We start from the raw sequence: 12,780 nt of genomic DNA on the forward strand, positions 1-12,780 counted from the left end.
ACCTGTACGTCGCTGAACCACCCCCCGCTCCACTCCCCACTTCCGGCAGATCCCGGAATCCCTGGAGAAAGTAGGCGACTTCATGCGACTTCGCATCCGAGGTTCAGGCGCCCGTGGCGGCAGACGGACCGCCGCCCTCGCCGCTGTGCTCGCCCTCGCGCTCGCGGCGCCCCTCACCCTGGACGCCAGCGCCGACAGCACCGCCACGCCGTCCTCCACGGCGGACGACATCCGCCAGTACGAGATCCACACGCACGCGACCGTCAAGGAGCGCACAGCCCTTCAGCAGGCCGGCGTGACCGTGGACGAGGTGGACGACCACGGGGTCGTGGTCTCCGGCCGCGCCGACCAGATCCGCAAGCTGCGCGCGCAGGGCTACGAGGTGACCCCGCTCGGCGCGGTCCCCGACCGGTCCGGCGCGGATGGCGGGGTCACGATCAACGACTTCCCCTCGGCCGACTCGCGATACCACAACTACGCGGAGATGACGAGCGAGATCAACTCGGTGGTCTCCGCCCACTCCTCCATCGCGAGCCAGCGGGTGATCGGCACCTCGTACCAGGGTCGCAACATCGTCGCCATCAAGATCAGCGACAACGTGGGCACCGACGAGTCCGAGCCGGAGGTGCTGTTCACCCACCACCAGCACGCCCGTGAGCACCTCACCGTCGAGATGGCGCTGTACCTGCTCAACGAGCTGACCTCGGACTACGGCACCGACCCCCGGGTGAAGAACCTGGTCGACAACCGCGAGATCTGGATCGTCCCGGACCTCAACCCGGACGGCGGCGAGTACGACGTGGCCACCGGCTCCTACCGCTCGTGGCGCAAGAACCGGCAGCCCAACTCCGGTTCCTCGTACGTCGGTACGGACCTCAACCGCAACTGGGCCTACCGCTGGGGCTGCTGCGGCGGCTCCTCGGGCTCCACGTCCTCGGAGACGTACCGCGGTCCGTCGGCCGAGTCGGCGCCCGAGGTCAAGGTCGTGGCGAACTTCGTCCGCAGCCGCGTGGTCGGCGGCGTGCAGCAGATCAAGGCCGGCGTCGACTTCCACACGTACAGCGAACTCGTGCTGTGGCCCTACGGGTACACGACGGCGAACACCGCCACCGGAATGACGACCGACGACCGCAACGCCTTCGCCACGGTCGGCCAGAAGATGGCCGCGAGCAACGGCTACACGCCCGAGCAGTCCAGCGACCTGTACATCACCGACGGGTCGATCGACGACTGGCTGTGGGGCAACCAGAAGATCTTCGCGTACACCTTCGAGATGTACCCGTCGTCCAGCTCCGGGGGCGGCTTCTACCCGCCCGACGAGGTGATCACGCGGGAGACCTCACGCAACCGGGACGCGGTGCTGCAACTGCTGGAGAACGCCGACTGTATGTACCGGTCCATCGGCAAGGAGGCGCAGTACTGCAGTTAGGGCTGGACAGGTCGTCGGGGAGCTGCGGGCCGGCGGTGGCCGGTCGCGCAGTTCCCCGCGCCCCTAGTCGTCCTCGGTCTCGGCGGCGCCGTCCTCGAAGTAGGCGTCGAGGACGGCGTCCAGCTGCTCGTCCCACTCCTGGAAACGCGCCCGCGAGGAGGCCTCGATCTCGATCGGGTACCAGCGGCGGTCCGGGGTGTGCACGGTGATGGTGAACCGCTTGCCGAAGCGCGGCAACTCGGTCTCCACCGCCGCGATCTCGTCCCAGCGGAACTCGCACTTCTCCTCGTCGAGGCTCAGGCGTACGCCCTTCGCGTCGGCGACGATCCTCGCGCGGCGGTCGGACGCCTCGAAGGCGGGGCCGTCGACGACGTCCGCCTCCGCCTCGGTGTCCGTCTCCGGCTCGACGGGGGTCGACTCCTCCGCCTCGGGGGCGGCCTCCTCCTGCGCCAGGGGCTCCTCGGTGTCCTCGGGCTTGCCGTCCTGCGGCTCGCCGGACACGGGTGAGGTGAGCCCGGGAATGAAGGCCGGGTCGAACCCGGCGCCCTTCAGGGGCTTGCTGCTCGAACCTATGCGCTGCTCCACAGCGGGAAGTATGGCGGACGAAGCTGTGCCGTGGGGCGCCGGGGGCACAAGGTGTCGCGTCGCTACACGAACAGACTCAGGCCCGCCGCCACCACGAACCCGGTCACCGACAGGACCGTCTCCAGGACCGTCCAGGTCTTCAGGGTGTCGCGTTCGCTGATGCCGAAGTACTTGGCCACCATCCAGAAGCCGCCGTCGTTGACGTGCGAGGCGAAGATCGAACCGGCCGAGACGGCCATGATGACCAGGGCGACGAAGGCCTGGGAGTGGTCGCCCTCGGAGAGCAGCGGAGCCACGATGCCGGCCGTCGTCACGATGGCCACCGTCGCCGAGCCCTGCGCCACCCGCAGGACCACGGAGATCAGGTAGGACAGCACGATCACCGGGAGCCCGACGTCGTTGAAGGTGTCCGACAGGGCCTGGGCCACACCGCTCGCCTTGAGGACCGCGCCGAAGACCCCGCCGGCGCCCACCACGAGGAGGATGTTGCCGACCGGCTTCAGCGACGCCGTCGACACCGTCTCCAGGGACTTGCGGGACCAGCCCCGGCGGATGCCCAGCAGGTAGTAGGCCAGCAGCAGGGCGATCGTCAGGGCCACGAACGGGCTGCCGAAGAACTCGATCACCGAGCGGCCCGTGGAGGGGTCCAGGGCGATGGAGGAGAAGGTCGCGGCGAGGATCAGCACCAGGGGTGTACCGATGATGCCGAGGACCGTGCCGAGGGGCACCGGCCGCTCCTGCGGCTCGGTCCCGGACGCGCGCTGCTCGTCGAGCACCGCCTGCCGCGCCTCCGCCGCCGCCTCGACCATGTCCTGCGGTACGGCCACGAAGATGCGCCGGCCGATCCACGCCGAGTACGCCCAGGCGGCCAGCACCGCCGGGATGCCGCAGACCACGCCCATCAGGATGACCCAGCCGAGGTCCACGTGGAGCAGTCCGGCCGCCGCCACCGGGCCCGGGTGCGGGGGCAGGAAGGCGTGGGTCATCGACAGACCGGCGAGCAGCGGGAGGCAGTACAGCAGGATCGACCTGCCGCTGCGCTTCGCCGCCGCGTACACGATCGGGGCGAGCACGAAGATGCCGACGTCGAAGAAGACCGGGATGCCGAAGATCAGGCCGGTGAGGCCCATGGCGAGGGGAGCGCGCCGCTCCCCGAACAACCCGAGCAGCCGGCTCGCCAACACCTCCGCCCCGCCGCTGACTTCGAGGATCGCGCCGAGCATCGTGCCCAGGCCGATGATGATCGCGACATGGCCGAGGATGCCGCCCATGCCGGACTCGATGGTCGACACCGCGTCCGAGCGCTGGACGGTGCCGAAGAGTTCGGTGACCGACAGCCCCGCGAGCAGTCCGACGGTTATGGAGACCGCGAGCAGGGCGACGAAGGGCTGGAGTCTGACCTTGATGATCAGGAGGAGGAGCAGGGCGATACCGAGGGCGGCGACGGTGAGCAGACCGGCGGTGCCGTCGACGAGGAGCAGCAGGCCTCCGGTGTGCGGTGGGGCCTGGACGGGGGGTGCGGCGGCGAGCGGAAGGGACATTCGGGGGTCCTCTACGTGAACGCATACTGCTTTCGGGCAGGGGGGATCGCGGCATGGCCGCCCGGCAGGGGGCCATGCCGTGGGTTCGGCGTGCGGGAGTGGGGCGGTCGGCCGCCCACGCGTCAGCTCAGGACGGCGAGCGCGTCGATCTCGATGAGGAGTCCGGCGGGCAGGCCGACGTAGACCGTCGTACGGGCGGCCGGGGGCGCGGTGAGGCCCTGCTCCTCGAAGTAGGTGTTGTAGATGCCGTTCATCTCGGCGAAGTGGTCGACGTCGGTGAGGTAGACGCGGATCATCATCACGTCGTCCCAGCTCGCGCCGCCCTCCTCGAGGATCGCCTTGACGTTGGCGAGGGTCTGGAGGGTCTGCTCGCGCAGGGTGGGGCCGGCCGGTGTCGGGGGATTGCCGTCCTCGGCGGGGAGGAACCCGACCTGGCCGGCGACCTGGAGGATGTTGCCCTTGCGCACGCCGTGCGAGAACTTCGCGGGCGGGGTGGTGTGGGTGCTGGGGGTGAGCGCGGTCTTCTCGGTCATGAGGTGGCTTCCTTGACGGGGGTTCTGCCGGAGTACTCGCCGCTGATGGCGTCCGCCGTGCGGCGGACCAGCGGCAGGAGGCCGAGGAGTTCCTCGGCGGTGACGACGACGTTCGGCGCCGAGACCGACATCGCGGCCACGACCCTGCCGTCGGCGCCCCGGATCGGTGCGGCGACGCAGTTGATGGACTCCTCGTGGCCACCGAGGTCGGCGGCCCAACCCTGTTCGCGCACCTGCTCCAACTCCCGCAGGAAGGCGGATGCGTTGGGTGTCGAACGGGACGTGTACAGGGGGTACTCGAGTTTCTCCGCGAGGGCGCGGCGCTCGGAGGCGTGCAGATCGGCGAGGAGCAGCTTGGCCACGGCCGCGACGGTGAGCGCGACCGGCTTGCCGATCCGGGAGTACATCCGCACCGGATAGCGGCTCTCGACCTTGTCGATGTACAGCACCTCGTCCTCCTCGTGCACGGCGAGGTGGACGGTGTGCCCGATCTGCTCGTTGAGGCGTACGAGATGGGGGTGGGCGATCTCGCGGATGTCGAGGTTCTCCATCGCCTCCTGGGCCAGCGCGATCAGCCGGGCGCCGAGGCGGTAGCGCTGGTCGCTCTGGCGGTAGACCATGCCGTGTTCGTGGAGGGTGCGCAGCAGGCGCAGCGCGGTGGACTTGTGCACACCGAGGCGGTCGGCGACCTGTCCGAGGTCTGCGGGGCCCTCCGCGAGCAGCGGCAGGATGCTCAGCGCGCGGTCGACGGTCTGGCTCATGGGGTGCGTACCTCCTCCGGGGCCCTGTCGGCTTGCGTCCAGCCGGGGCCGAGTCGCAGTGTCTCCCACGTGTCGTCGTCGACGACGGCCAGGCGGTCGGTGGTGTCGCGGGTCGGCGGTGTCGCGAGGTCGCCGGGGGTGGTGAGGGTGGCCGCGGCGTGCAGGTGGGCGGTGCGCAGGCAGGTCTTGAGGGAGCGGCCTCGCAGCACGGCGGACAGGAACCCGGCGGCGAAGGCGTCACCGGCGCCGGTGGTGGCCACGACGTCGACGTCGAGGGCGGGGACGAAGGTGGGCGAGGAAGCCTCGCCTTGTGACTCCGGGTCGGTGCCCGGCCCAAGGGACGCGGGGAACCGCGCGACCGGCCCCCGCCGGCCCGCATCCGACACGAATGCCGTGGCCCCCTTGGCCCCTTGCTTCACCACCAGCACGCCTGGCTCCGGCAGCGACTCCCGGATCGCCTCAGGTCCGCCCCGCACCCCCCACGCCTCGTCCTCCCCCACGAACACCACGTCCGCCCGCCGCGCGAACTCCAGCACCACGTCGGCGCCGTCGGTGTCCCTCCAGAGTTCGGGACGGTGGTTGACGTCGAAGGAGATGAGGGGGCGGTCCGGCCCAGCTGCCAGGAGCTCCCGCAGCAGCCCCCGGCACCCCGCGGACAGCGCCGCGGTGATCCCCGTCAGATGCAGCACCCGCCCGGCACGCGCCGCGCCGAGGTCCACGTTCGCCACGGACATCGCCGACGCCGCCGATCCCGCCCGGTAGTAGGCGACCTCGTGCGCGCCCGTCCCCCGCTCCCCCGCCGTGCGGAAGTAGACCCCTGTGGGGCGAGCGGGGTCCCGGCCGACGGACGAGACGTCGACGCCGTAGGACCCGATCGCCTCGACCAGGTGGTCGCCGAAGCCGTCCGCGCCGACCCGGCTGACCCACCGCACGGAGTGCCCCGCGGCGGCCAGTGCGCAGGCGACGTTCGACTCCGCGCCCCCGATCCCCCGCTCGAACGACGGCACGTCGGCGAGGCGGCCCGGGCGGGTGGGCAGGAACGTGACCATGGACTCGCCGAGCGCGACGACGTCCACGACGTCGGGGGCGTTGGTCACGATGGTCGTAGCTCCTCGGTGTCGGTCAGGGGGCAGGAGGTCCATTGACCCCGCGTTGGCCGAGATGTTAGACAGCGGTGAGCGACATACGCAATGGACGTTGCAATGGATGCAACGCACCAGATCAGGGAGGCTCCATGACAGCCGACAGCCCCTCCGAAGCACTCGCCCGCCTCGCCGGGGAACGGGTCGACCACCGCTTCAAGGGCCTCCCGCCGGACGCCGACGGCCTCACCGTCGCCGAGCTGGCCGCCCAGCGCCGCAACCTCTTCACCGGCGGTTTCACCACACCCGTCCTCGCGCTCTCCGCCGAGCGCCTGGAGCACAACCTCCGGCTCATGGAGACGTACTCCGTCCGCCACGGGCTCGCGTTCGCCCCGCACGGCAAGACCTCCATGGCCCCCCAGCTCTTCCAGCGGCAGATCGAGCACGGCGCCTGGGGCATCACCCTCGCCGTACCGCACCAGGTCCGCGTGGCCCGCGCCTTCGGCACCCGGCGGGTCTTCCTCGCCAACGAGCTCGTCGACCCCGCCGCCCTGCGCTGGATCTCCGCCGAACTGGACGCCGACCCCGGGTTCCGGCTCGTCTGCTACGTCGACTCCGTGCGGGGCGTCCAGCTCATGGACGCGGCCCTCGGCGGCGCCGCCCGTCCCCTCGACGTCGTCGTGGAGCTGGCCGCCGGTGACGGTGCCCGCACCGGTGTGCGCACCGAGGCGGAGTGCGCGGCCGTCGCCGACGCCGTGGCCGCCGTACCGACGCTGCGGCTCGTGGGGGTCGCCGGTTACGAGGGCGAGGTGCCGGGGGCGGACCCGGAGCGGGTGCGCGCCTGGCTGCGGCGGCTGGTCGCGCTCGCTGTCGCGTTCGACAAGGACGGGCGGTTCGACGGGACGGACGAGATCGTCGTCAGCGCGGGCGGCAGCGCCTGGTTCGACGCCGTCGCCGACGTCTTCGCCGGGATCCCCGAACTCTCCCTCCCGGTCCTGAAGTTGCTGCGCTCCGGCGCCTACGTCTCGCACGACGACGGCCACTACCGGACGATCACCCCCTTCAACCGGGTGCCCGAGGAGGGCGCGCTGGAGCCGGCGTTCCGGCTCTGGGCGCAGGTCGTCTCCCGACCCTCCCCCGAGCAGGCCTTCGTCAACGCGGGCAAGCGGGACGCGGCGTACGACATGCATCTGCCGTTCGCCCAGGTCGTACGGCGGGACGGCGTCGAGCGCCCGGCGACCGGCGTCGAGGTCACCGGCGTGTCCGACCAGCACGCCTGGCTGCGCACCGGCCCCGAGGCGGATCTGGAGGTCGGGGACTGGCTCGGGATGGGGTTGTCCCATCCGTGCACGTCCTTCGACAAGTGGCAGCTGATCCCGGTGGCCGAGGCGGACGGCACGGTCGTCGACTACCTCCGCACCTACTTCTAGGGAGGCCCGCGCCGATGGAGGAGCTCGTCATCCGGGACGTGGACGTCGTCGACGGCAGCGGTGCGCCGTCCTACCGCGCCGATGTCGTCGTCGACGGCGGCCGGATCGTCTCGATCGTCAAGGAGGCCGCCGACGCGGGCTGCCAACGCCCCAGGGCGCGCCGCGAGTTGGACGCGGTGGGGCTCGTGCTGTCTCCCGGCTTCATCGACATGCACGCCCACAGCGACCTTGCCCTGCTGCGCGACCCGGACCACAGCGCCAAGGCGGCGCAAGGGGTCACGCTCGAAGTCCTGGGCCAGGACGGGCTGTCGTACGCCCCGGTCGACGACCGCACGCTCGCCGAGGTCCGCCGCGCCATCGCCGGCTGGAACGGGTACGGCGACGACATCGACTTCGACTGGCGGTCGGTGGGCGAGTACCTCGACCGCCTGGACTCCGGCTTCGAAGGCCGGGGCATCGCCGTCAACGCCGCCTATCTGATCCCGCAGGGGACGGTCCGGATGCTCGCCGTCGGCTGGGAGGACCGCGAGGCCACCCCCCGGGAGCTGGACCGGATGCGGCAGTTGGTCGCCGAGGGCATGGCGCAGGGCGCGGTCGGCATGTCCTCGGGGCTCACCTACACCCCGGGCATGTACGCCAAGGACGCCGAACTCACCGAGCTGTGCCGGGTGGTGGCCTCGTACGGCGGCTACTACTGCCCGCACCACCGGTCCTACGGGGCGGGCGCGCTCCAGGCGTACGCGGAGATGGTCGCCCTGACCCGGGAGGCGGGCTGCCCCCTCCATCTCGCCCACGCCACCATGAACTTCGGGGTGAACAAGGGGCGGGCGCCGGAACTGGTCGAGCTGCTGGACCAGGCGCTGGCGGCCGGCGCCGACATCAGCCTCGACACCTACCCTTACACGCCCGGCTGCACGACGCTCGTGGCGCTGCTGCCCAGTTGGGCCAGTGAGGGCGGTCCGCAGGAGATCCTCGGCCGGCTCGCGGACGACGGGACCGCGGAGCGCATACGCCACCACCTCGAGGTCGTCGGCTCGGACGGCTGCCACGGGGTGCCGGTGGAGTGGGACACGATCGAGATCTCGGGGGTCGCGGACCCCGCACTGGCGCACTGGGTGGGCCGGCGCCTGGACGGGTGGGCGGCCGCCCGCCACCTGCTGCTCGCCGACCGGCTGGCCCCGTCGATCCTCCAGCACGTCGGCCACGAGGACAACGTCCGCACGATCATGCGGCACCCCGTCCACACCGGGGGCTCCGACGGAATACTCCAGGGCGCCAAGCCGCACCCGCGCGCGTACGGCACCTTTCCGCGCTATCTCGGCCACTACGTACGGGAGTTGGGCGTCCTGTCGCTGGAGGAGTGCGTCGCCCACCTGACCTCGCGTCCGGCGGCCCGTCTGCGGCTGCCGGACCGCGGGCTGGTGCGCGAGGGGTACCGGGCGGACCTGGTCCTGTTCGATCCGGCGACGGTGGCGGCGGGCTCGACGTACGAGAACCCGCGCGCTCTCCCGGTCGGCATTCCGCACGTCCTGATCGACGGCCGGTTCGTGATCGAGGACGGCCACCGGACGGACGTACTGGCGGGCCGGGCGGTCCGTAACAGTCCCGTGTGACGGAACGCCCACCCGAACTCCGCTAGCGCGCTACGGCTTGGGCAGCGTGCACGTGCTCGCGCTCAGGTTGAGCTGGTTGCGGGTGGTGAAGCAGGCCGGGATGTTGTAGATCTCCTGGGCGTAGTTGATGCCCTGGCGGACGGTGACGGCGCCGGTCTGGCTGACCTCGCACGGGTTGTTGACCGTGCAGGACTCGCCGTCCTCGTTGCCGGTGTTGTTGACGGCGACGACCTTGCCGGTGGCCTGGTCGATCACCGGCGAGCCGGAGGTGCCGCCGATGGTGTTGCAGGCGGAGGTGTAGCGGACCGAGTCCTTCCAGGTCCAGTCACCCTCCTTCAGGCGGTACACGAACCCGTCGATGTTGCAGTTGTAGAGGGTCTTCCAGTAGCCGGAGGCCACGGTGATGGCGGTCCCCGCGGTCGGGTGGGTGTCCTGGACGGTCAGCGCGGAGATGCCGTACGAGCTCTTGATCGTCGCGTACGTGCTGGTGAGCTGGTAGATCGAGACGTCGGTGTCGGTCATCGTCGCGTAGGCGAGCTTGCTCGCGCGCAGCGTGGCGACCCGGGAGCCGGAGGAGTTGAGCAGGCCGAAGGAGCGGCTGGAGGCCTGGTTGGTGATGACCTGGCCCGGGGCCGGGAAGCCGGAGGTCAGGCAGTGGCCGTTGGAGAGCACCAGGGCCGGGTCGGTGTCCAGGGAGTTGGGGAAGCGGACGACCGAGCCGGAGCAGTTGCTGAGCGAGACCGTGCCGGCGAGGGTCACGGCCTGGATCGTGGGCGAGGGTGACGTGGTCTGCTTCAGGGCCGAGGTGGTGGAGGTGACCAGGTCGTGCACGACCGAGGTGGCCGTCTCCGTGTCCACGCTCTTTCCGACGCCGGCGGCCGAGGGCTCGGCCGCGACCGCGGGTGCCGTACCCATCCCGGCGAGTGCCAGGACACTGAGTGCGGCGACGAGAGGCTTTCTCATGTGGGGGTCCCCTCTTGCGACTTGGACGGCCGGAAATCTTCCGGCCGTCCGTGAGTTTGTCATGCGCATTGTGAAGAGGGGTGGGCAATCAGGCAAGAAGTCGTGTCGAGCCTGATCACGCGACCTGGCCGGAACGGGCACTCCACGTCCGGCCAGGGCAACCTACCCAGTACGGCGGCTACTTGGGCCCTTTCGTGCTCCCCTGTCCGCGCCCCTTGCCGTTGGCGTTGCCCGGGGCGGGCCGGCTCGCGGTGGCGGTCGGCGACGGGGTGGTGGAGGTGCCCGAGGGTTGCCCCGACTCCTTCGGCTCGTCCGGCGTCTCCGCGGAGGGCGACGGGGAGGGGCTGGAGGCGGCGATCCCGGAGGAGGATGCCTCGGCGCCCGGCGACCCGGCCCCGTCCGGCGACCCGGCCCCGTCCGAGCCGGTCGCGGTGCCGCCCGCGGTGCCGCCCGCGCCGGGCTCCGTGGGGCCGTCGGCCGCCGATGGCCCCGTACGGCCGTGCTTGACCTCGGCGTCACCCGGCGCCGGCCCGCCTCCCGAGAAGGCGAACCCGGCGATCAGCGCGGCCGCCGACACGGCGCCGACCGCACCGGCCGCGACCGCCACCCGCCGCGAACGCCAGGGGCTCGGCTTGCGGCGGGAGCGGGGACGGGAGTGCCGGGGCGGGACCCGCGGCAGCTCGGCCGTCTCGTCGTACGCGTTCTGCCAGCCGTGCGCGACGGCCGGGTCGGCGTACCCCTCGTACGGCGGGGGCGGCTCGGTCCGCGGGTGGTACACGTTCGGCGGGACCTGGAGGTCGCGCGCACGGGGTGTCCCGTTTCCGTACGCGTCTGGGCTGGACATGGCCGCGGATTGTAGGGACGGGCGGGGTCGCCGGGACAGCTACCGGCGATAACCGCCCAAACCACACCGTCTCGCGTGGCGGAAAACACGACCCACGAAGCGTTACCCCGCCGTAAGCTCGCTGACATGCAGGTGATCCAGTCGACCAAGCTCGCCAACGTCTGTTACGAGATCCGGGGCCCGGTTCTCGAGGAGGCCATGCGGCTGGAGGCGGCGGGACACCGCATCCTCAAGCTCAACACCGGCAACCCGGCGGCGTTCGGTTTCGAGTGCCCCCCGGAGATCCTCGAGGACATCCTCCGCAACGTCTCCTCCGCCCATGGCTACGGCGACGCGAAGGGCTTGCTGGCCGCGCGCCGGGCCGTCGTCATGCACAACCAGACCCTCGGCATCGAGACCGACGTCGAGCACGTCTTCGTCGGCAACGGCGTCTCCGAGCTGATCGTGATGGCGATGCAGGGGCTGCTCGACGACGGCGACGAGGTCCTCGTCCCGTCGCCGGACTACCCGCTGTGGACGGCCGCGGTCTCCCTCTCCGGCGGCACCGCCGTCCACTACCGCTGCGACGAGCAGTCCGACTGGATGCCGGACCTCGCCGACATCGAACGCAAGGTCACCGACCGCACCAAGGCGATCGTGATCATCAACCCGAACAACCCGACCGGCGCGGTCTACGACGAGGCGATGGTCCGGGCCCTGACCGACATCGCCCGCCGCCACAACCTGCTGGTCTGCTCGGACGAGATCTACGACAAGATCCTCTACGACGGTGCCACCCACACCCCGACCGCGGCCGTCGCGCCGGACCTGCTGACCCTCACCTTCAACGGCATGTCGAAGGCGTACCGGGTCGCCGGCTACCGGGTCGGCTGGATGTCGCTCTCCGGCCCCCGCGCGCACGCGGAGTCCTACATCGAGGGCCTGACCGTCCTCGCGAACATGCGCCTGTGCGCGAACATGCCCGGTCAGCACGGTGTGGTCGCCGCACTCAGCGGGCGCCAGACGATCAACGACCTCGTGCTGCCCGGCGGACGGCTGCGGGAGCAGCGGGACGTGGCCCACGAGCTGCTGACCCAGATCCCGGGCGTGACCTGCGTGAAGCCCAAGGGCGCGCTGTACCTCTTCCCGCGGCTCGACCCCAAGGTCTTCAAGATCAAGGACGACCGGCAGCTGGTCCTGGACCTGCTGCGGCGCGAGAAGATCATGGTCGTCCAGGGCACCGGCTTCAACTGGACCGAGCCCGACCACTTCCGGGTGGTGACCCTGCCGACGGCCCGCGATCTGCGGGACGCGGTGACCCGGATCGGGAACTTCCTGGACGGGTACAGCCAGCCTTAGTCACGGTTGTGTCAGCGACTCAACTTTAGACTGAATCCAAGCTAGGATGGTTTCCTGACAGCACAGGAGGCCATCCATGTACGAACCGATCCGCACCAAGTCGGTCCACAGCACGATGGCCGGCCCCACCCCCGACTTCCCGCACCGGACCCGCGAGGAAGAGCTGGACATCCAGCTCGCGGGCCATCTGGCCGCACTGCTGGCGGTCACCGACGAACTGCGGGCGACCACACCCTCGGCCGACCTCGACGCGGCCGCGGAGCGGCTGGCCGGGCAGCTGACGCGGCTGCGGGGCGGCGGTGCGCCGGCCCGAGCCGTCGGCACCGGCGAGGGACGGCCCTCGTCCCTGCACCGGCGGGCGCACGCCCTGGCGGGACGGGCGCTGGTGGTGGCCGCCTCCCGTGCGGACACGGCGGCGGCGATCCTCGCGGCCGAGCGGATGGACGCGCATTCCGCCGCGCTGGCCGAGCCGCGGAGTGCCGCGCCGGTCGAGCCGCAGGCCGCCGCACCGGCTGAGCCGCGTGAGTTGACCGCGGCCGGCTGAACCCCCTGACGGCCCCGGTCCGCGTGCGCTTCGAGCAGTGCGCGGACCGGGCGCCACGAAACAGCGTCCCGCCGTAGGCGCCCGCGTCCACGTCCGCCGCTGCCTGGCGCGCGGTGC

At 71.2% G+C, this 12,780-nt stretch carries 12 protein-coding genes; 5 read left to right on the forward strand and 7 right to left on the reverse strand.

Features of this window, described 5'->3' with window-relative positions; translation table 11 throughout:
• The first annotated feature begins 82 nt into the window (after window positions 1–82).
• The gene (locus ACZ56U_RS24585; RefSeq protein ID WP_469086154.1) at window positions 83–1,429 is read left to right on the forward strand and encodes a M14 family metallopeptidase; all 1,347 of its coding nucleotides are present in this window, start codon (window positions 83–85) and stop codon (window positions 1,427–1,429) included.
• A gap of 63 nt (window positions 1,430–1,492) precedes the next feature.
• Here the strand turns inward: ACZ56U_RS24585 and ACZ56U_RS24590 are convergent, their stop codons facing one another.
• From ACZ56U_RS24590 to ACZ56U_RS24610, 5 genes are all read right to left on the reverse strand, one after another.
• Window positions 1,493–2,014 (reverse strand): hypothetical protein, encoded by a 522-nt coding sequence (locus ACZ56U_RS24590; RefSeq protein ID WP_469086155.1) that lies wholly within the window; start codon window positions 2,012–2,014, stop codon window positions 1,493–1,495.
• Window positions 2,015–2,076: 62 nt separating this feature from the next.
• Window positions 2,077–3,555, reverse strand: a complete 1,479-nt coding sequence (locus ACZ56U_RS24595) for a GntP family permease (protein ID WP_469086156.1) — start codon at window positions 3,553–3,555, stop codon at window positions 2,077–2,079.
• A 122-nt stretch (window positions 3,556–3,677) separates the two neighbouring features.
• Entirely contained in the window at window positions 3,678–4,088 is a 411-nt protein-coding gene (locus ACZ56U_RS24600; protein ID WP_469086157.1) for a RidA family protein, read from the reverse strand.
• Window positions 4,085–4,849, reverse strand: coding sequence for an IclR family transcriptional regulator (locus tag ACZ56U_RS24605; RefSeq protein WP_469086158.1), 765 nt, complete (start codon window positions 4,847–4,849; stop codon window positions 4,085–4,087). Before ACZ56U_RS24605 ends, ACZ56U_RS24600 begins: the two co-directional genes overlap by 4 nt.
• Complete coding sequence (locus tag ACZ56U_RS24610) at window positions 4,846–5,898, reverse strand: sugar kinase (protein ID WP_469086416.1); 1,053 nt, start codon at window positions 5,896–5,898, stop codon at window positions 4,846–4,848. Before ACZ56U_RS24610 ends, ACZ56U_RS24605 begins: the two co-directional genes overlap by 4 nt.
• Before the next feature lie 185 nt (window positions 5,899–6,083).
• On the opposite strand from ACZ56U_RS24610, the gene ACZ56U_RS24615 reads away from it, so the two are divergent.
• Together ACZ56U_RS24615 and ACZ56U_RS24620 are read left to right on the forward strand one after the other, a co-directional pair.
• Window positions 6,084–7,361: an amino acid deaminase gene (locus ACZ56U_RS24615; RefSeq protein WP_469086159.1), complete on the forward strand. Its 1,278-nt coding sequence runs from the start codon at window positions 6,084–6,086 to the stop codon at window positions 7,359–7,361.
• 14 nt (window positions 7,362–7,375) lie between these two features.
• The gene (locus ACZ56U_RS24620; RefSeq protein ID WP_469086160.1) at window positions 7,376–8,974 is read left to right on the forward strand and encodes an N-acyl-D-amino-acid deacylase family protein; all 1,599 of its coding nucleotides are present in this window, start codon (window positions 7,376–7,378) and stop codon (window positions 8,972–8,974) included.
• A gap of 30 nt (window positions 8,975–9,004) precedes the next feature.
• Here the strand turns inward: ACZ56U_RS24620 and ACZ56U_RS24625 are convergent, their stop codons facing one another.
• Both ACZ56U_RS24625 and ACZ56U_RS24630 read right to left on the reverse strand, forming a co-directional pair.
• Complete coding sequence (locus ACZ56U_RS24625) at window positions 9,005–9,937, reverse strand: S1 family peptidase (RefSeq protein ID WP_469086161.1); 933 nt, start codon at window positions 9,935–9,937, stop codon at window positions 9,005–9,007.
• Window positions 9,938–10,115: 178 nt separating this feature from the next.
• Complete coding sequence (locus tag ACZ56U_RS24630; RefSeq protein ID WP_469086162.1) at window positions 10,116–10,781, reverse strand: hypothetical protein; 666 nt, start codon at window positions 10,779–10,781, stop codon at window positions 10,116–10,118.
• A gap of 126 nt (window positions 10,782–10,907) precedes the next feature.
• On the opposite strand from ACZ56U_RS24630, the gene ACZ56U_RS24635 reads away from it, so the two are divergent.
• The gene (locus tag ACZ56U_RS24635; protein ID WP_469086163.1) at window positions 10,908–12,119 is read left to right on the forward strand and encodes a pyridoxal phosphate-dependent aminotransferase; all 1,212 of its coding nucleotides are present in this window, start codon (window positions 10,908–10,910) and stop codon (window positions 12,117–12,119) included.
• A gap of 76 nt (window positions 12,120–12,195) precedes the next feature.
• Window positions 12,196–12,663, forward strand: coding sequence for an SCO4983 family protein (locus ACZ56U_RS24640; RefSeq protein WP_469086164.1), 468 nt, complete (start codon window positions 12,196–12,198; stop codon window positions 12,661–12,663).
• The last annotated feature ends 117 nt before the right edge of the window (window positions 12,664–12,780 follow it).

This window comes from Streptomyces sp. NPDC034103 (assembly GCF_055575395.1).

Bases quoted from the DNA above. Each gene is read 5' to 3' on its own strand.
- ACZ56U_RS24585 (WP_469086154.1), top strand. From the start codon at position 83: ATGCGACTTCGCATCCGAGGTTCAGGCGCCCGTGGCGGCAGACGGACC.
- ACZ56U_RS24595 (WP_469086156.1), bottom strand. From the start codon at position 3,555: ATGTCCCTTCCGCTCGCCGCCGCACCCCCCGTCCAGGCCCCACCGCAC.
- ACZ56U_RS24600 (WP_469086157.1), bottom strand. From the start codon at position 4,088: ATGACCGAGAAGACCGCGCTCACCCCCAGCACCCACACCACCCCGCCC.
- ACZ56U_RS24605 (WP_469086158.1), bottom strand. From the start codon at position 4,849: ATGAGCCAGACCGTCGACCGCGCGCTGAGCATCCTGCCGCTGCTCGCG.
- ACZ56U_RS24610 (WP_469086416.1), bottom strand. From the start codon at position 5,898: ATGGTCACGTTCCTGCCCACCCGCCCGGGCCGCCTCGCCGACGTGCCG.
- ACZ56U_RS24615 (WP_469086159.1), top strand. From the start codon at position 6,084: ATGACAGCCGACAGCCCCTCCGAAGCACTCGCCCGCCTCGCCGGGGAA.
- ACZ56U_RS24620 (WP_469086160.1), top strand. From the start codon at position 7,376: ATGGAGGAGCTCGTCATCCGGGACGTGGACGTCGTCGACGGCAGCGGT.
- ACZ56U_RS24625 (WP_469086161.1), bottom strand. From the start codon at position 9,937: ATGAGAAAGCCTCTCGTCGCCGCACTCAGTGTCCTGGCACTCGCCGGG.
- ACZ56U_RS24630 (WP_469086162.1), bottom strand. From the start codon at position 10,781: ATGTCCAGCCCAGACGCGTACGGAAACGGGACACCCCGTGCGCGCGAC.
- ACZ56U_RS24635 (WP_469086163.1), top strand. From the start codon at position 10,908: ATGCAGGTGATCCAGTCGACCAAGCTCGCCAACGTCTGTTACGAGATC.
- ACZ56U_RS24640 (WP_469086164.1), top strand. From the start codon at position 12,196: ATGTACGAACCGATCCGCACCAAGTCGGTCCACAGCACGATGGCCGGC.